At 61.0% G+C, this 16,922-nt stretch carries 18 protein-coding genes; 3 read left to right on the forward strand and 15 right to left on the reverse strand.

The genetic code is table 11. The features are described from left to right. Positions 1-30: 30 nt before the first annotated feature. Positions 31-4,992 (forward strand): AvrE-family type 3 secretion system effector, encoded by a 4,962-nt coding sequence (locus ACVHNU_RS10760; protein ID WP_473019677.1) that lies wholly within the window; start codon positions 31-33, stop codon positions 4,990-4,992. A 78-nt stretch (positions 4,993-5,070) separates the two neighbouring features. Then, on the forward strand, positions 5,071-5,682 hold the full coding sequence (locus tag ACVHNU_RS10765; protein WP_473019678.1) for an aspartyl/asparaginyl beta-hydroxylase domain-containing protein: 612 nt from the start codon (positions 5,071-5,073) through the stop codon (positions 5,680-5,682). A 55-nt stretch (positions 5,683-5,737) separates the two neighbouring features. Here the strand turns inward: ACVHNU_RS10765 and ACVHNU_RS10770 are convergent, their stop codons facing one another. From ACVHNU_RS10770 to ACVHNU_RS10840, 15 genes are all read right to left on the reverse strand, one after another. Beyond that, positions 5,738-6,055, reverse strand: coding sequence for an HrpW-specific chaperone (locus ACVHNU_RS10770; RefSeq protein WP_103520945.1), 318 nt, complete (start codon positions 6,053-6,055; stop codon positions 5,738-5,740). A 1-nt stretch (position 6,056) separates the two neighbouring features. After that, on the reverse strand, positions 6,057-7,403 hold the full coding sequence (locus tag ACVHNU_RS10775) for a pectate lyase (protein WP_473019679.1): 1,347 nt from the start codon (positions 7,401-7,403) through the stop codon (positions 6,057-6,059). Between the two features lie 126 nt (positions 7,404-7,529). Beyond that, positions 7,530-7,928 carry a type III secretion system chaperone gene (locus tag ACVHNU_RS10780; protein ID WP_400505337.1) on the reverse strand — a complete coding sequence of 133 codons (399 nt, stop codon included), beginning with the start codon at positions 7,926-7,928 and terminating at the stop codon, positions 7,530-7,532. A gap of 98 nt (positions 7,929-8,026) precedes the next feature. Then, a complete protein-coding gene (locus tag ACVHNU_RS10785; protein ID WP_003225079.1) occupies positions 8,027-8,377 on the reverse strand; it encodes a hypothetical protein in 351 nt (116 codons plus the stop codon). Continuing rightward, the gene (locus ACVHNU_RS10790; RefSeq protein WP_146774697.1) at positions 8,370-8,564 is read right to left on the reverse strand and encodes a hypothetical protein; all 195 of its coding nucleotides are present in this window, start codon (positions 8,562-8,564) and stop codon (positions 8,370-8,372) included. Before ACVHNU_RS10790 ends, ACVHNU_RS10785 begins: the two co-directional genes overlap by 8 nt. A gap of 100 nt (positions 8,565-8,664) precedes the next feature. Then, positions 8,665-10,671: a type III secretion system outer membrane ring subunit SctC gene (sctC, locus tag ACVHNU_RS10795; RefSeq protein WP_103483510.1), complete on the reverse strand. Its 2,007-nt coding sequence runs from the start codon at positions 10,669-10,671 to the stop codon at positions 8,665-8,667. Continuing rightward, entirely contained in the window at positions 10,664-11,074 is a 411-nt protein-coding gene (locus ACVHNU_RS10800) for a type III secretion system chaperone (protein WP_003225083.1), read from the reverse strand. Before ACVHNU_RS10800 ends, sctC begins: the two co-directional genes overlap by 8 nt. Continuing rightward, positions 11,061-11,282: an HPr kinase gene (locus tag ACVHNU_RS10805; protein ID WP_003225084.1), complete on the reverse strand. Its 222-nt coding sequence runs from the start codon at positions 11,280-11,282 to the stop codon at positions 11,061-11,063. Before ACVHNU_RS10805 ends, ACVHNU_RS10800 begins: the two co-directional genes overlap by 14 nt. A 63-nt stretch (positions 11,283-11,345) precedes the next feature. Then, positions 11,346-11,951 carry a type III secretion system stator protein SctL gene (gene sctL / locus ACVHNU_RS10810; protein WP_473019680.1) on the reverse strand — a complete coding sequence of 202 codons (606 nt, stop codon included), beginning with the start codon at positions 11,949-11,951 and terminating at the stop codon, positions 11,346-11,348. Further along, positions 11,920-12,549 (reverse strand): hypothetical protein, encoded by a 630-nt coding sequence (locus tag ACVHNU_RS10815; protein WP_473019681.1) that lies wholly within the window; start codon positions 12,547-12,549, stop codon positions 11,920-11,922. Before ACVHNU_RS10815 ends, sctL begins: the two co-directional genes overlap by 32 nt. After that, a complete protein-coding gene (gene sctJ / locus ACVHNU_RS10820) occupies positions 12,546-13,340 on the reverse strand; it encodes a type III secretion system inner membrane ring lipoprotein SctJ (RefSeq protein ID WP_103483513.1) in 795 nt (264 codons plus the stop codon). Before sctJ ends, ACVHNU_RS10815 begins: the two co-directional genes overlap by 4 nt. 9 nt (positions 13,341-13,349) lie before the next feature. Further along, positions 13,350-13,706, reverse strand: a complete 357-nt coding sequence (gene sctI, locus ACVHNU_RS10825; protein WP_103483514.1) for a type III secretion system inner rod subunit SctI — start codon at positions 13,704-13,706, stop codon at positions 13,350-13,352. Positions 13,707-13,738: 32 nt separating this feature from the next. Next, positions 13,739-14,656, reverse strand: coding sequence for a DNA-binding protein (locus ACVHNU_RS10830; protein ID WP_473019682.1), 918 nt, complete (start codon positions 14,654-14,656; stop codon positions 13,739-13,741). Positions 14,657-14,724: 68 nt separating this feature from the next. Further along, positions 14,725-15,039 carry a type III secretion system major pilin HrpA gene (locus ACVHNU_RS10835; protein WP_472978235.1) on the reverse strand — a complete coding sequence of 105 codons (315 nt, stop codon included), beginning with the start codon at positions 15,037-15,039 and terminating at the stop codon, positions 14,725-14,727. Positions 15,040-15,049: 10 nt separating this feature from the next. Then, positions 15,050-15,991 carry a sigma 54-interacting transcriptional regulator gene (locus ACVHNU_RS10840; protein ID WP_473019683.1) on the reverse strand — a complete coding sequence of 314 codons (942 nt, stop codon included), beginning with the start codon at positions 15,989-15,991 and terminating at the stop codon, positions 15,050-15,052. Positions 15,992-16,574: 583 nt separating this feature from the next. Between ACVHNU_RS10840 and ACVHNU_RS10845 the strand changes: the two genes are divergently transcribed. Continuing rightward, a complete protein-coding gene (locus ACVHNU_RS10845) occupies positions 16,575-16,922 on the forward strand; it encodes a DUF4190 domain-containing protein (RefSeq protein WP_473019684.1) in 348 nt (115 codons plus the stop codon).

A 16,922-nucleotide genomic window follows, 5' to 3' on the forward strand; every position in this document is an offset into this window, starting at 1 on the left:
CCGTGTCAGTCCATGACCTGGAGCTCTCCCATGGAGTCATCGATTCAACGGACGGCGTCGCCGACGCTGGCGCCCCTCCCGCAGACCACCCACAACCCGCTGGGCCTGGAACAACAGCCGCAGGCACCGACCCAGCGCAGCAGTCACACCTTGAGAGATCTGGGTCGACGCCTGCTGAACCTGGTCGGCCATGTCAAACAGGACACCCAGGCGACGCCTCGCCTGTCGGCCCCCTCCTCCTCGGCCAGCAACGCCAATCCGTCGGCGGCACTGGAAAGCGAACCGCAGGCCTCGTCTTCGAGCGCCGGCAACACCGGGCAAACGCCGCGACTGAGCCGCAGCAACGCCGCGCACTTCAATGGTCAGGAAGAGCGCATTCAGCGTCGCACGCCGAGCGACGACAAGTCGCCGGAGATACATCTGGATGCCAAGGGCCAGCCGCAATTCAGTGATTTCAAACCGGCTGCGGTGGCCGATCTGCTGCACAGCACCTTGACCCGATCCGGGCAGCACTATCAGGCCAGCGCCAGTGACCGCAATGGCGAGGACCATCTGCTGCTGGAGTCCCAAGGCCATTTGCTGCACATCAAACAGACGCCGATCGCCGTGACAATGCTGCGCAGCAGCCAGCCGGCCGGCCCGCAGGAAACCGGCAAAGGTCAGTCACCGACACTGGTCCTGCAAGACCAGCAAGCACGCGTCAACACCGGCAACGCACTGGACACGATTGGCCGCGCGCATCTCGGCCATCTGACCGGAATCCATCAGGATCGCGACGGTCAGCCCTTGCGTCTGCACGAAGAAAAGCTTTACGAATTCGATCACGCCAGCCGCACCTGGAGCACGCCGCCGGGCAGCGAAGACATGCAGTTCAGCCATCTGTCGAGTCAGGGCAACGGCAAGTTGTATGGACAGATCGGTGATCATCTGGTGGACCTCACCAGCCGCGATGTACCGCACGTTGATATTCCGCAACTCAAGGCCTTTTCAGTCGGCGCCGATCAGCATGTCGCGACCCTGAGTGACGAGCAGAACCGTACCCTGCACCTGTTCGATCTGGCACAGGAAACCCCGGCTGCCGGCGCCGGCAAGACGCTGATCCTCAATGGCGGCCTGGCCGAAGCCAGGCACATCGGCCTGAGCCCTGAGCGCTTGTTCGTCAGCGACACTGAAGGTCGTCTGTACAGCGTCAAGCGTGCGGATATCGATGCCGAATCGCCGACCCTGCAACTGATGCCCGAGGAGCACTTCCACCCCGAAGGTGAACGCTTGGGCGGCAAACATCAGGTCAGCGGTTTGCTCCATGACAATCAGGGCGGTTTGCAGGTGTTGCTCAGCGATCGCGCCGGGCAGACCCACACCCATGCGCTGGACGAGCCCAATCTGCGCCTCAAGGATGGCTGGAATCTCAGTGACGCGCTGGTGCTGGACAACAAGCGCGGCCTGCCCGGCAGTGCCGCGCCAACGCCGGCGCAGACCTTCGACCTTGATCGGCTGGGCCGGGTGGGCCTGAGCGATCAGCGTGTGCAGCGCTGGGACTCCACCAGTCAGGACTGGAAGGACACCGGCATCAAGGGCGTCGAGCAGTTGCAGCGCGGTATCGACAGCAAAGCTTATTTGCTGCAGGACGGGCAGCTGAAAAAGCTCGATGTCAGCCCCCATTACAACACCGTCAACGTCGGCGGCAGCCACACCCTGAACCAGCCGCCGCGCTCAACCAAGGTTGCACTGGGCGAGCCGCTGGCCGGCCTTGAAGAGCGCCATATCACTGCATTCGCGATGCTCAACGACAAGCAGTTTGTCGCCCAGGACAGCAACCAGCGCCTGACCGCGCATCATCCCGACGGCACCAGCAGCGACCTCAGCCGCCTCGATCTGGAAGGCACCGTAGCCTCGCTGGCACTGGACGAAAATCACAACCTGCATGCGCTGACCACCGAAGGCAAACTGTTCACTCTGGCCAAGGATGACTGGCAGGCCAAGCCCGACCAGCCGCGCCCTGAGGCCAGCTGGAAACCCGTGCCGCTGCCGGCCGGGCAACGGCTGCAAAGTATCCGCACCGGCGATGACAATCGCTTGAACGTGACCGTCAGGGACAACCCCGAGCAACCGCCCTTGCAGCTCAAGGACCAGACCTGGCAACCCGTGACACCGCGCCCGGCCGACCATAACGCCCTCAGCGACTTGTTCACGCGAGTGCGCGGCGGCGAGAAAACCGCAAGAATTCCCGGTACCGGCCTCACCGCACGCCTGAATGCCAACTTCATGGGCCGTGGCAACGTGGAAAACTCCAACCGTGCGCCCACCCGTGAATTCATCCGCGCCAACATTTTCAAACCGACGCTGGAAACCCCGCGGGTACTGAAAAATATCGGCAACCACATCCAGCACCACCACCACGGCCGCGAAGGTTTGCGTCCGCTGTACAAGTCCGAAGGCGAGCTGTTCAAGCGTCTGGAAATTCTCAATCACGATCAGCCCGCCGCGCCGCCGGGGCGCGATCTGAAGTCGCGGATCAGTCAGCTCGATCTTGGCCCGCAAGGCGCCGACCTGCTGCAGGATCTCGAATCCCTGCGCGGCGAGCTGGAGGACAACAGCCTGCGGGCCACCCGGCATCTGGGCCAGCAGCACGGCAAGTCGAAACTGCTGCAGCAAAAGGAGGGTTTGCTGAACATCCACGGCGAACTGGCGCCGGCATCACGACGCACGCAACTGAGCATGAAACTGGAAAACCTCGGGCAAAAACTCAATATCGCCAGCTCAGGTCATGACCTGCTCAAGGAGGTGCAAGGCGCACTCAAGCAGGTTGCACCGTCAGCGGACAATCCCACCGGCACCCTGCTCAAGACCCTGCAGGACAACGGCATGAAGCTCTCTCATCAAAAGGCCGATATTCCCCTCGGGCAACGCCGTGACGCCAGTGACAGCCAAGGACTGACCAAAGCCCGGCTGGCGCTGGACGTGGTGACGCTGAAGGACCTCGGCGACCTGCTGGGCAGGGTGGAAATGCTCCGCCCCGACGCCGACAACAGCCAGCAGCTGGCGCAGTTGAAAAAGCAATTCAGCGATTTGCGGGACAAGACCTACGGTGAACATCCGGTGAAGCAGATCACCGACATGGGTTTCACCGATCACGCCAACCTCGAAGCGTCCTATGACGGCATCAAGGCCTTCCTCAACGGGTTCAAGAAGGAAGACCACGCCACCAGCGTCAACCTGCGGGCCGCAACCGGCAGCAAGACCCAGGCGGAACTGGCGGACCAGCTCAAGTCGGCGCTCAAGCAACTCGAACACCCCGACGACGAAATTGCCCTGCAACGCAGCTACGGACTCAACCTCAGCACGCCGTTCGTGTCGCTGGCCAACAAGGGCATGGGCCCGTGGCCCAGCGGTGCGGTGGGTGGCGGGCGCAATTACAACCTCAACGCCGAGCGTGGCGACAAAGGCGTGACCGTGTACCTGCAACGTGAAGGCTCGGGGATGGCCAGCGGTGGCGTGGGTGGCGGCAAGGACTACTGGCCGGGGTTCTTCAAGGCCGGCGAAGTGGACAAGTTCACCAAGGTTGATATCGGCAATGATCGGCAACTGACCCCGGCGTTTCGCCTGGGCGTGGACGTCACCGGCACCGCCACCCGCACTCAGCGTGACGGCGTGGTGTTCACCGTGCCTGACGAAGGCATCGATCAGTTCGTCGACAACCTGTTCAGCGGCAAGATGAGTCCGCTTGAAGTGATGAAAAAAGGCGTCGATCACGAAACCCAGAAAGGCCTGCGTTTCAACGTCGACGTCAATGCCAGCGCCAGCGCCGAGATGCGCGTCGCCCTTGGCATCAGCGACAAGGACAGCTCGCCGTTATCCGCCGCCGCACGGCTCGGTGTCGGCGGCACGGTCAACGTCAACCTGCTCAACTACACCAACTACTCCCTCGACCAGCACAGCAACAAGGGCGAGTTGCAGGAAAGCAGCCGCAACCGTCCGCGCGCGCTCAACAGCTTCGGCGGTTCACTGTTCGCCCGCGCCCAGCTCGCCGGCAGCAATGCCCAGCCGTCCGGCGCCTCGCAGGGCGTGGTCGCGCCACTGGGTGGCAGTGCGACCGTCAACGTCGACAACAAGACCAGCAAACGCGTCAAATTCACCTTCAAGGAAGCCGAACCGCTGACCAGTGCCAACCTGAGCAAACTCGGTGGCAGCCTCGGCGCCGCGTTCAAGGATCCGGCGTCACAACAGATACTGACGCGACTGGCCGATACCGCACATGCCGACTACGCAGGCCTCGGCCCCAAGGAAAAACTGCAAAAGCAACTGGACGGTCTGCAGCGACACTTCGCCGACAAACCGGCGGAAAACGACGAGCAATACGCAGCCCTGCGCGCGCTCAAGCGGGCCGGCGTACAGCAACAGGCGGCGGAGGCCAGACACAGCCTGCTCGACGGCGGACGCTTTGAAAGCTCCTACACCAACCTCTCGCGTCTGGACGAGCAAGGCGTGGTGTCCAAGGTCATGAGTCTGGTCAGCCCGATGCACTCGCCGAGCAACGCTGAGCGCGTCTCCGCGTTGCTCGGCCAGGACCCGACGCTCAAGGCCCTGGTCAAGGATCTGCAAGGCACGCCGGGCACCCTGGCGCGAGTGCGCCTTGAACTCAAGGACTCGGTGCAGGACCGCATCGATGAAGGCAGCCGCCGAGGCGACCTGTCGCAGAAGGAACTGGCGGCGCTCCTCAGCGACCGCGACAACATGCGGATCAAGGCCATCACCGTGTTCCAGAGCGTCAACCAGCCCGAGAGCTTCACCTCGCCGCTGCCCTTGGTCAGCTACAGCAGCAGTGCTTCGCTCAACGTCAACAAGACGCTGGGCAAGATCAACTTCAGCTATGGCCAGGATCAGGACACCCCCAAGAGTTACTTCCTCGACGGCGAACTCTCAAGGCCTGGGGCGTCGCTCAAGGCCACGGTGGACGCCTTGAAGAAAGACGGCCTGCAACTCAAGAGCTGAACCTGCCTGCCTTCGCCGTGGCCCGCGTGGCCACGGCTTTTTCCCCAAGCGATTATCCAGACTCTCCAAGGAGGCCACATGCGTCCTGCGTTTTATCCCCTCGACGATTTTCCGTTACTGGCCGAACTGGCCGCGCAATGGCCGTTGATGCAGCACGAGGTGCTGACGTTGCAAGCGCCGGTGCTCGACATCGACCGCACTGACAAGGCTCATGAACAGATTCACCACGAAGTCACCACGCACCTGCAACAGGGCGGCGACTATGGCTGGCTCAAAGGCTGGGGCGACGCCGGTGGTAACCGCGACTGGGTGCAATACCCGCTGCTGTTCCGCGATCAGGTACTGCCTCCCGCCCGGGCGGCACTGCCGCGCACGGTGGCGCTGCTCGAAACCCTGGCCGGGCTCAAGGTCGCCGCCCTCGCTCGACTGGAGCCTCACGCCTGGCTCAGCACTCACCGTCATCCCGAGGTCTGCGAGGAAGGCCTGCTGCAAATGCACCTGACCCTGGGCGCGGCCGCCGAACGCAACTACGCCTACCTGAACGTTGCCGGCGAGTTTTATCAGCATCGCTGCGGCACGGCGGTGATCTTCGACGGCTCGCAGGATCATTTTGTGGTCAATGCCAGCGATGCACCGCGCACGATCCTTTATCTGGAATTCGAGCAGGCACGCCTGCAGGGCCAGCACTGAAGCGCAATAAAAAACGGGCGCCTGTCACCAGGTGCCCGTTTTTTTATGGTGGCCGTTAGCGGCGCGGCTGAGCGTTCGCTTCCTGCAAACGCTCAGCCAGCAAACGGACAATCCAGTAGGCCGTCAGCGCAGCTGCCTGCTGTAATTGATCCGTTGCGCCATGCGGCTGGAAATCCTGTTCCAGGCTGTCGATGTAACGCGGCAGGCTGAAGCGCTCGCTGCGGCGAATCGCCGGTTTTTCGAGGCTCGCCCGCAAGCTCTGACTGACCAGAGCGATGGCCTGTTCGAACGCCTGACGCTGACGGGCATCCAGCTCGCCATTGCCATGAACCAGCGCCTTCCAACTGCTCGGGATTGAAGGCTGGGCGCTCATGTCAGACCTCCTGGAACCGGGTCGACTCGGGCAGCTTGCTGTAAGCGTTCTGCACGTTTTTCAGGTCGATGTTGTGAGTGCTGATGTTCAAACCCTCGCTGTCGCTTTTGACGAAGGAGAACTTGCCGTTTTCGGCGCTGATGTTGCTCAGATTGAGGTTCCAGTTGCCCTGCTGACCACCGTTGGTGCGCATGAAGGTGCCAAAGTCCTTGGCCTTGAAGTTGTCGACATTGACGTTGGCATCGGCATTGAGCTGGAAGATCTTGTCCACCGCGCCCTGGGCACTGCTGTTGGTGATGTTCAGGTGGGTGGTCTTGGCGCCGCCGTCCTTCACCGTCAGGGCATCTTCGCCGACATTGGTCCAGTGCACGTTATCCACGTTGACTGGGTCCTCGCCGTTTGCCTTGACGTGCACGCCATCAGCGCCGTTTTCGCCGATGATCACGTTTTTCAAAGTGGCGCCTTCAGCCAGTTCGAACAGCGGTTTCTGCGACTCGCCCTGACCACCGTCGCCCAGTGCGGCACCGGCAGTGAAGGTCTTGCCGCCGCCGTCGAACACTTCGCCCGGCCCGACCTTGATGGTGCTGTTGACCACGGTCGGGTTGCTCGAAGCGGTCGGGAACGTCACCGGCGCTGCACCAATGTTGTCCAGAACCGGTGCCCCAGCTTCCGGGTTCGGACTGACACCAGCGTCCGGCACCGGCACAGTGTTGCCGGTTACCGGTGCGCCGCCCTTGCTTGATGTGCCACCACCGTCGGCTCCCGGTGTGCCAAAGGTATCCGGGTGGCTGTCCATGAACTGGGCGATCATCTCCAGCAGTTCCTTGAGTCGATCGTCGCCGGACACTTGTCCGCCGCCCTCGGCAGTCGGACTGATCGCGCTGTTCAGGGAGCCTTCGCCAAGGCTCTTCATCAGCGTATTGACCAGATCCTCGGGGCTCGAACCAGCGCCAGCCCCTTGCGTGCCCCCCACACCCTTGGCCTGTGCGCCGTCACCGCCCTGAGCACCGTCGCCGCCGAGGATCTTCTCGAACAGTGCCATCAAGACCTGAGTCAGCAACTCTTTGGACGACTCGCCGCCACTGCCCTCGGTGGCGGTTTGCCCGTCCTTGCCCGACCCTTGCAGCTTCTGCAGCAAATCATCGCCGGCGCTCTGGTCGGAGGCGCCGGCTTCCTTGCCCGACGATGAGCCCAACAACATCTCGGCCAGCATGCTGGCCAGATCATGCAACCCGGAAGCACCGGACGGCGCGTTCTGACCTGGCAGCGTGCTCTGATCCAGCGACAAACCGGCCACCGACCCACTCTGTGAAAGCCCTGAAAAAACACTGAAATCTGCCATCTGCATCGTACCCCGTTGCTGAGAGAGTCCGGATCGAGGCCGGGATGGCCTGCGATCCACCGTGCTCGCCGCAGCACTGTGCGGCGACACGCCCTCTGTGTGGCCGGCGCTGGCAGGCAGTTCCTTCGTCAATCAATTGAGCAGCCGGGCCAGACTCAGGCGGGTTTCCCGTACCTGGGCAATAAAGCCCTGCACCAGCCCACCGAAGGTGTCTTCATCGAGTCGAGCCAGTTCACGGGAAGTACACAGGCGCACGTCGCCCTGATCCAGGGCCAGCCAGCAGCCGCGCAAAGTCGCGACATCGAAGTTCATGCTCAGCAGACGTTGCAGGTTGTCCGCCCCCGGTTGCGCAGTGCCCAGGCGACAATGCAAAACCACGGTTTCGCTGTGTTCCGGCAACTCGATGACAGCCGCTTGAAGATGGTCGCGGTCATATAACGCACAGACGCCGCGCTGAAAGGTAAGTGGCGTGCCCAATTGGCTGGCCAACTGGGCAATTAAACGCTGGATGATGGACTCGGAGTTCGCCATTGCTTTTCCTGTAGTTGATTTCGCCGGACAGCTGCCGGTACGAAACATGAGTGGAAAAACAACGACGAGGAGTTCCGTTCAGAACAAACATTGCGAAATCAGTGTTTCAACCCGGCCAGCGACAAGAGTTGAGCAAGTAACGCCTGTAGTTGTTCTCCTTGATATTCATTGTTGAGTTCATGCCAGACCACGAAAGTGTGCTGGCTATCCAGGCAAATGTAGTAACCGTCGTAGGATTCAACATTTTCGAAACGCCGTTTAAGCGCGTCCGAAAACAAATCGGGACGTTGTGCCTGACGCTGGATATTCAGCGCCAGCCCCCAGCCCAGACTCTCCTTGCGACACACGAACTCAATGCCCGGAGCCCATTGCCAGGCACTGGCCTGCTTCTCGCCGATGCGCGCAAGAAAATCCTGTTGATCGGTACTTTGCAAAATCGTTTCAGTCATTCAGAGACACCGTACTGTATTCGCCGCCGCCATCCCGTAGTGCGGGAGACCACCAGACATTCAACTCGGCATTATTGGCGCCAAGTTGCTGACAATCACCTGAACCACATGAAGCTTCTGGAATTAAAGTACAAGCGCTCAACAAAAGCAGACTCGCTGCCACAATAATGGCCTGGTACAACTTCATCTCGTCACCTTCCTTGTCGGACGCTACATCCTTTTCCGGCCACCCATTGGGCAGGACGGCGAAAAAACGATGCAGGTCTCGTTATTTTTTATAACCCCCATCACTGTGGGGGCAACATCGATATCCGTGCCGGTGTTGCCGCAGGCGTTGCAGTCGCCGTCGGTCGTAAAGCCACGAAAATCTCAGTTGATTCACCAGGTTGCAACAGGAACTTGGGCGCAACTGTTACGGCCAATGTCTGTGATCCTGAACAAGCTGCCGGGTCAATGCGCTGCGGTGTGGCACTGGTGTTTTTCACCACGCCGACCGCCACCCGATAATCCGTTGCGTTGAACCACTGCATCCGCTGCCGATCCAGCGTGAGCGTCGCTGGCACTTTACACAGGTCGCCCAAGGCCGCACCAGATGATGACTGTTTGATATCACCCGGGATAGCGCCCTTGACCAGACCGGCAAAAGTCGCGGCTATCGCTGCACGCAAAATCGCAGGTTTTCCCGGTTCACGGCCGGACGCCAGCGCCCGGTCGAGTTGCCCGCGGTTTTCGCTGGCCACATAGCGCGCCGGGTCCACCTGGTCGCCAATCAGGCGTGGCGTCAGGATGAACAAGCGCTCGCGCCGCGACGTCTGGCGCTTGTTGGAGGAAAACAGTGGCCCCAGCAACGGAATCTGTCCGAGCACCGGAACCTGTTGCTGCTGGTCGCCACGCTCATCGACGTGGAAACCACCGATCACCAGCGAACGGTTTTCGGCGATCACCGCCTGAGTGCTTACCGTGCCGCGTTTGACGGTCGGCGTCTGTTGGTCGCGAACCTGCTCCAGCTGGCCATCTTCGATATCGACGATCAACTGAAAACGATTGTCGCCACCGCCGGCAATGGTGCGCGGAATCACTTGCAGGCTGGTGCCGGCCGTAACCGGTTCAATCGTCGCTACGCGCTCGCCGGTGGCGGTGATGTACTGCGTGCGGCTGAAGTCGATCACTGCCGGCTGATTTTCCAGGGTCAGCACCGAGGGACGGGCGATCACCGAGGCCACGCCCTGCCCCTCCAGTGCCTGAATCTCGGCGAAGAATCGGTCGAAATCGCGTATGAACAAGGTCGACGAGCCACTGCCGAGCAGCGAGCTACCCGCCGTGACGCTGCCAGCACGGGCCGACCAGCGCGACTCCAGGGTGGTCAACTGGCTGCGGTCGATATCAAGGATGATCGCGTCGATCTCCACCAGTTTGCTCGGCAAATCCAGCTGCTCGATCAGTTGCTGGTATTGCCCGCGCTTGTCCGGGTTGTCGTAAATCAGCACGGCGTTGTTGCGCACATCAGCGGCAACGCGCCGCTGTCCACTGGCGTTGGACTTGACCTCGGCACGGCCGCTGACCCGCTCCGTGGCCAAACGCACGATCTTGCCCCGGGCAGTATCAGCCATGCTCTGCAGCGCATTGATATTGGCCTTGGGGTCCAGCGCTGAAGGCGTCGTGGAGCGCTGGTTTTCCAGCAGCCCTTCGAGAATCGCCGCCACGCCGGGGATGCTCACGGTTTGCTCGCGGTACTGAATCTGCCGGTCGGCAACGGCCGCAAAACGCAGCGGAAACATCATCACCTGTTGCTTCTCGTCAGGCTTGATCTTCTCCTTGCTGAAGCTGCGGATCAGCTCGACATAACGCGCCGGCCCGCTGACCAGCACCACACCTTCATCGGGCAATTCGCCCCAGCCGAAACGCTTGTCCAGCAGGCCGATATCGGTCAGCGCCTGTTTCAGATCCGGCGCGGCATCGGCCGACACTTCGAGGCGCTGTGCAACCTGAGCCGATTGGGGGCTGATGTACAACTTGCCGTTGTAGACGAACCACTGAAACTGGTGTTCCAGCGCCAGTCGATCGAGAAATTCCACGGCATTGGTCGCGCGCAATTTGACGTCGAGCATACCGCTGACACCGGTCACACTCAGGCCGACCCCAAAGGCATTGGCGAAATCCCTGAGCACGGTGTCCAGCGGAGTTTGTGTGGCTTCGTAGGCGTAGGCCGATTGCCCCCAGTCAGCGGGGACCGCAGCCAGGGTCGGCAACGACAGTGCCAGCAGCAGGGACATCCCGCACAAATGCTTAAACATAACGGTGCCCCAAAGGTAGAGCGTGATGCCGAGGGCGCACCGGTGCCGGGGTATGGGCCAGCATCGCTTCCCAGACTTCACGCTGATTGGCCAAGGCTTCCAGCGCGGCGATGATCGGGCTGACACCGTCGAATGGCAGATAGCGCACCAGACACAGACGCCGCTCCTGCGGGTCCAGCGCCAGGGCGGCGCTGAAGCGTCCGAGACTGGGGCCGGACAAACGCAGAGCCGCTTCAAGGTCGGCGTCGCCACCGCGCCAGGCGACACTCAATCCGGCACAACACAGCACTCCGGCGGGTCGCCGTTGCAGGCGCACCGATTGCTGATCGATCAGCAGCGTCAGCTCGCCCTCACCACTGTCCAGCCAGCGTTGCACGGTGACGCTCAGCTCAGCGGATTTCATTGATGATTGCCTTGGCCAGGTTGTGCTTGACGACAATTTCCTGATTGGCCGCCCAACTGGCGGTGGAGGACTGGCGGATCGCCGAGTTGAACGCGTGCCAGTCATCCGGGGAAAACGCATCCAGTGACAAAGCCGCGGAATCCAGATCCTTTTGCGTGTGTTCGAAGGTGTTGTCGAGACGGCGGCGCAGTGCATCAGAAGACAGCATGGTGAGACTCCAGGTCCGAAAACTGCCCACTGAGTGGTCAGCCTTCGAGTTTGGTTCCATGCGTTATCGCACTGATTGCGCCGGGACTTGCGGCAATGGCCAGACCTGGGCGACCAGGGCGCCCCACGACAGGCTGAAATCCCCCAGCGCCGTTCGCAGGCACAGGCTGTCCGGCGGCAGTTGCGGGTCGGCGCGGACACTCCACAACGCTTGCGTCGTCTGCAACTGGTGGCTGACGGCATCCAGCGCTGCAGGATGACAGTGCAGCACGCCTGCTTCATCCGAGGGCTGAGCTGCGGCGAGCTGGCGCAACAGCGCCTTGATACGCTCCGGTTGCGCCGTTTCGCCCAACAGACACTGCATGGCCTCACTGACCAATGTTTCGGCACTGGCGATAATGTCCGTCCACATCTGTTGCCGCTGCCGCTGCCATTCGTTGAGCAGCGCGTCCGCCTGACGCCAGACCTCGGCCCGTGCCTGCTCACGGGCCTCGTCGGCCAGTTGCGCCGACTGCCGGCGTGCCTGAGCGAGGATGCTTTCGGCATTGCTGCGGGCAGCCTCCAGCAGCTGACTGGCCAACAGATTTTGTTCGAGGATTTCACGGCGCAGAACCGGGCCGTCGGGCAACGCCTGAGGATCACTGAACGTCAGACAGCGGCGAGTCAACATGGGGCGTTCCTTGTTCATTCGGGACAGTAAGGGCGTACCAACTGACGGCCTGCCACAGGCTCGTCAGGCGTTGCCCCGGCAGCGAAGCGAAACTCACACGTTCGGCATCGACCACGCGCGAACGGGCAAACGTCAGACGCAAGCGAGACCAGGCCGACTCCCCCACCCACGCCCGCAACAGGCGCAGGCCGCGAATCTCGGCAGTGTCGGCCAACGCTGTCGGCGGCAACCAGTTTCCCGGTTGCAGCGCCTTGCCCAGACGTCGACACCAGATCAGCTCGGGCTGGCTCAAGCCCGGTGGTTGCGGGGTCTGGCTGCCCGCGCAGACCGTTGCCACCAGGTTCAACACCCGCCGCCATTGCTCACGATCCAGGCTGAGCAACGGCAACAGAACGGGGTTGGGTGTGGCGGGCCACTCGGCGCTCATGCCCAGATGCGCATCCAGCCACGGCCCCGAATGACTGCGTAAAAACGCCAGGCAGTGTGTTGCAACGTTCTGCTCGCCCAAAGCCCAATCAGCCTCGGCTTGCCGTGCGCCCTGCACCCACCAGCGCACCCAGGCCAGCGCTTGCTCCGGAGAAACCGCCGGCACACTCATCGCGGATCGGACGGCGTCGGTCTCGCCCCGCCTACCGCTTTGCCCAGGCGCTGACGCCATTGCGGGTTGAGCACCAGCAATCCGCCCGCCAGCAATAACGCCGCCAGCACACACAGCCCGGCAAGCCACTGCCAGAACTGCCAGCGTTCCTGAGTCATGCGCAGCGGGCCGATACTCACCTGTTCCTCGGCCTCCTGATAGCTCTGGGCGGGCACGAAGATCACCGCGAGTTTCTTGTCATCGGCGCCGCTGATTCCCGGAATGCTGCTGGCAACCATGCGCCGGATGCGTGGCAGTACACTGTCCGGGTCGAGTTCCGCGCGGTGTTTGATGAACACCGCTGCCGACGCCGGTTGCACCGGTTCGCCCGGCGCCACCCGTTCCGGCAGCACCACGTGAACCCGGGCCACCACCACACCGTCGATCTGCGACAGGGTCTGCTCCAGCTCCTGGGACAAGGCATAGAGGTACCGCGCGCGCTCTTCCAGCGGCGAGGAAATCACCCCTTCCTTGCGAAACACTTCACCCAGGCTGGAGCGCGAGCGGCGCGGCAACCCCACGGCTTCGAGCGCCCGCACCGCCCGGGAAATGTCACGGGTCGCCACCAGCACCGCGACGCCGTTCTTGTCCAGCCGCTTCTGCGCATCGATGTGCTTGCCGGCCAGTTCCGCCAGCACTTCGTTGGCGTCCTGTTCGGAGAGGTCGCGATGCAGCTCCATACGCTCGCCACAACCGCACAGCAGCAGGATCATCAGCGCCGGCACAAGCCGCCTGAATGCCTTGAAATGCATGGTCTGGCCTTATTGAAGACTGGTGAGTTTTTCTACGCTCTGAGCAGCCTTGCTCACCAGTTTGGCGCTGAGCAGGCTCTCCAGATAAAACGAGGACAAGGACCGGTTGGCCTGCAACGCCTGCTGCGGATCGGTGGAGCGCGATGCTCGCTGCAAGTCTCGATCGGCCTTGTCGGCATCCTTTTGCAGGGCCGTAGAAGCCCGGGCGATCGGCGAATCTGCCGCCTCCTCGCGCGGTGGCCGGGCAGCGGCCTGCTGCATCTGTGAGTTAAACCAGGCAATGTCCGCCTCGGCAGGCGGCCTGAGCGGCAGCCCTTCGGTAACGGATAGACCCGAGTGGTTAGCTGTTACCCCTGTAATCGCCATTCATGCTCTCCTGCCGGGACGAAGGTTTACAATCAGCCGCGATAGCTGGTGGAGCTTTGCTGTACCAGCACCGACAAGACGTTGCCGGCCGCGATGCTGGCGTCGGTTTTCAGGGTGTTACCGGCACCGCCGTTAAGGAAGTTCTGCTCGGCATTGGGGAACAGTCCACCCAGTGAATTGCCTTGGGCACTGCCCTTGACCTCACCCTTGATCATGTCGATGGCTTTCTGGAACTGCTTGCTCTCGCCCTTGGACATGAACAGATCGCCCTCGGACAACTCGCCCATCCAGTCCTTGGATTTGCCGTCCGGTTTGCCGAACTCTTCCGGGTGCATGTCCATGAAACGCGCGACTTCCTTGAGCACGTCCTTGTCGTCGTTGGAGAAAGCCATTTCGCCCTTCGCGTCACGCACGGGGTTGCCGGTTGGCTTGAGCAGGTTGTCGAGTTTTTCTTCGCCCAGATTGCCCAGCAACGACGACAGCAAGTCCTGGATACCGCCACTGCCCTGACTGTTGCCGGTATTGCCGGCGCCCGGATTCCAGCCGCCATTGCTGCCACCGACGTTGCCGCCGTTCTGGGTGCCGCCGCCGAGAATGTCCTTGATCAGACCTTCCAGACCTTGGGTGAAGGCCTGCTTCTCCTCTTTGTTGAGGTAGTTGTCCTCACTCAGCTCATCACGCCAGCTGCGAACCTTGCCGCTGGCATCGTCGGGTTTGCCGAATTTGTCCGGGTTCTTGTCCATGTAGTCGGCGATCATCCCCAGCAGCGGGTTTTTCGCATCACGGATGTTCGCGCCGCTGCCGTTTTTCTCGAACAGTGCCTCGCCCAGCAACGAGGCGATCTGCCCGGCGCCGCTGTCGGAGTTGCTCTGCAGATTGCCCAGGCCGGAGGTATTGAAACCGCCCTGGAACGAGGTGGTCTGGGGCATGCTTATCGAAGTGGAAAACATAGATGTGCTCCTGCTTGACTGCGCAAGTCATGGCCCTCTCGACCGGAGTCGAGAGGGCCCACGACCACTTAGTAGTTGATCGCCTTGCCGGTCTGCTGGGCAGCGTTCTGCGCTTTGGTGGCAGAGTCCTGATAGGCGCTGGCGATACCGTTGACGGTATCGGTCATCATCTTGTTGGACTGAGCCTGGGCGTTCATGGTGGTGGTTGCTGCAGCAGTGGCGTCCATCTGCGTCATGGCAGCCATCGAAGCGCCAAGGGATGCGGTACCGGCCATAGTGTTACTCCTGATAATCGAAGGTTGTTTGAACACCCCAATGGTGTTCGAACAGTGAGTGGTCGATTCTCGGAAGCGGTTCCATGAGGTCGGCAAATCGATGCGCACAAACCCGAGATCAGAGCTCGGGGGAATCGATGCTCAGGCTTTTCATACGGTGGTAAAGGGTGCGTCGGGGGATCCCCAGTTCGCTGATCACCGCGTCAATGCACTTGTCGTGACGGCTGAGGCAATCCTGAATCAGGGTTTTCTCGAACAGGCGCAAATGGCTTTTGAGCGGCACGCCGGACTGGCAATCACCGAAAGGTGCATCCATCTGCAACGCAGGCATGCCCAGCACGAAACGCTCGGCAGCGCATTTGAGTTCTCGGATGTTGCCCGGCCAGCGATGGCTGAGCAGACGCTTGAGCAGGTCGGGGTCGGGTTGCGGAATCGGTTGATGGTGACGCACGGCGGCTTCATTGACGAAGCGCTGAAACAACGGCTGGATGTGTTGCAGGCTCGAGCGCAAGGTGGGGAGCTGGATCTTGATCACATTGAGGCGAAAAAACAGGTCGCGGCGAAACTTTCCCTCTTCCACCAGTTTTTCCAGGGGGGTCTGGGTGGCGACGATTACCCGCAGGTCCAGCGGCACAAAGCGCGTCGAGCCCAGGCGCTCGATACCGCGCATCTCCAGCACACGCAGCAACTTGGCCTGGAGCAGCAACGGCATGCTATCGATTTCGTCGAGATACAGCGTGCCGTGGTTGGAGGCTTCGATGTAGCCCGCCCGGGACTTTGACGCGCCGGTATAGGCGCCGGCCATGACCCCGAACAATTCACTCTCGGCCAGTTGTTCGGGCACCGCTGCACAGTTGAGTGCAATCAGCGGTCCCTCGCGACAGGACAATTGATGAATACGTCGGGCCAGCGTGTCCTTGCCGGTGCCGGTTTCGCCTTCCAGCACCATATCGACCTTCAATGGCGCAGCCTTATTTATGAAAGCTTGCAGCGTCCCTGCACTGTCGAGAACTTCATGTTCCCAATGCGTAGAGTGATTATTCGAAAAACCCCCGGTCATCTTGTTCCCTCATGATGATCACTTCTGTCGGGCTCGAGGAATACAGAACGCCGCACCTTCCTCAACGCAAAACACTGAAAGGAGAATCGACGTCGCGAACGCAATGTATGCCTGCCACACCATTCTTTTTTTTCTGGACGATAGAGATCAGCAGGTACCCGGCGTTCATTTTCACAGCCAATCCCCCACTGACTGGATCTGCCCGGCAATGCTTGCATGAACGACGGCGGCTTGTATTTGCGCAAATCTGCCGCGCGACTGTCAATCGAGCAGACATCCGCTGTCAGGCAGTCTATGCAGACCGTTCGAGCCGGCAAAATTGAAATTCAACAGCTCAATCATAGGGAATATCAATAACCCTGACATCTTGACGCTATCTGCGAAAGTACACCTCAAAAAGCGCCAGAAAACTTCAGGGATCTCAAAATGAACAGCCAATGGTAATACCCGCTTACTTTCTCTCGGATTAAACATTGAGAGGCTGTTTATACAAACGCTGCATGACAAATCTTGCAATAACTATTAACTTACCGCCGCCCCGACCGATGGAGGGTCGGGCATTCGCACTCAGTTAAGGAAAACGATGGCAATGGTCTATTGTCGTGCTTGCGCCAAGGAGCTACACGAAACGGCGCTCACCTGCCCCCAATGCGGGGCTGCCCAACAGGCCTGCGTGCCGCAAACGCAAGCTGCAATACCCTGGCTGGCCATCGTTTCGTTGATCCTCGGAATTATCAGCGCACTTACCCTGTTTGATGATTCCGAATGGGACAGGGATGCGATTGTCGGTGTGGGCATTCTCAGCCTTGCGGGCCTCACTTGCGGCATCGTCTGTATCAACCAAAAACACCCAGGAAGAAACATCGCGATTGCCGGCATTGTTTTGTCAGGCCTTGCCGCGTTCGTTTTGTCCTGTCTATCGATTGAATAA

Source organism: Pseudomonas sp. Ors-4-3C (assembly GCF_055755035.1).

What these genes read in the sequence shown, in the direction of transcription:
- ACVHNU_RS10760 (WP_473019677.1), top strand. Translation starts at nt 31, where the DNA reads ATGGAGTCATCGATTCAACGGACGGCGTCGCCGACGCTGGCGCCCCTC.
- ACVHNU_RS10765 (WP_473019678.1), top strand. Translation starts at nt 5,071, where the DNA reads ATGCGTCCTGCGTTTTATCCCCTCGACGATTTTCCGTTACTGGCCGAA.
- ACVHNU_RS10770 (WP_103520945.1), bottom strand. Translation starts at nt 6,055, where the DNA reads ATGAGCGCCCAGCCTTCAATCCCGAGCAGTTGGAAGGCGCTGGTTCAT.
- ACVHNU_RS10775 (WP_473019679.1), bottom strand. Translation starts at nt 7,403, where the DNA reads ATGCAGATGGCAGATTTCAGTGTTTTTTCAGGGCTTTCACAGAGTGGG.
- ACVHNU_RS10780 (WP_400505337.1), bottom strand. Translation starts at nt 7,928, where the DNA reads ATGGCGAACTCCGAGTCCATCATCCAGCGTTTAATTGCCCAGTTGGCC.
- ACVHNU_RS10785 (WP_003225079.1), bottom strand. Translation starts at nt 8,377, where the DNA reads ATGACTGAAACGATTTTGCAAAGTACCGATCAACAGGATTTTCTTGCG.
- ACVHNU_RS10790 (WP_146774697.1), bottom strand. Translation starts at nt 8,564, where the DNA reads ATGAAGTTGTACCAGGCCATTATTGTGGCAGCGAGTCTGCTTTTGTTG.
- sctC (WP_103483510.1), bottom strand. Translation starts at nt 10,671, where the DNA reads ATGTTTAAGCATTTGTGCGGGATGTCCCTGCTGCTGGCACTGTCGTTG.
- ACVHNU_RS10800 (WP_003225083.1), bottom strand. Translation starts at nt 11,074, where the DNA reads ATGAAATCCGCTGAGCTGAGCGTCACCGTGCAACGCTGGCTGGACAGT.
- ACVHNU_RS10805 (WP_003225084.1), bottom strand. Translation starts at nt 11,282, where the DNA reads ATGCTGTCTTCTGATGCACTGCGCCGCCGTCTCGACAACACCTTCGAA.
- sctL (WP_473019680.1), bottom strand. Translation starts at nt 11,951, where the DNA reads ATGTTGACTCGCCGCTGTCTGACGTTCAGTGATCCTCAGGCGTTGCCC.
- ACVHNU_RS10815 (WP_473019681.1), bottom strand. Translation starts at nt 12,549, where the DNA reads ATGAGTGTGCCGGCGGTTTCTCCGGAGCAAGCGCTGGCCTGGGTGCGC.
- sctJ (WP_103483513.1), bottom strand. Translation starts at nt 13,340, where the DNA reads ATGCATTTCAAGGCATTCAGGCGGCTTGTGCCGGCGCTGATGATCCTG.
- sctI (WP_103483514.1), bottom strand. Translation starts at nt 13,706, where the DNA reads ATGGCGATTACAGGGGTAACAGCTAACCACTCGGGTCTATCCGTTACC.
- ACVHNU_RS10830 (WP_473019682.1), bottom strand. Translation starts at nt 14,656, where the DNA reads ATGTTTTCCACTTCGATAAGCATGCCCCAGACCACCTCGTTCCAGGGC.
- ACVHNU_RS10840 (WP_473019683.1), bottom strand. Translation starts at nt 15,991, where the DNA reads ATGACCGGGGGTTTTTCGAATAATCACTCTACGCATTGGGAACATGAA.
- ACVHNU_RS10845 (WP_473019684.1), top strand. Translation starts at nt 16,575, where the DNA reads ATGGCAATGGTCTATTGTCGTGCTTGCGCCAAGGAGCTACACGAAACG.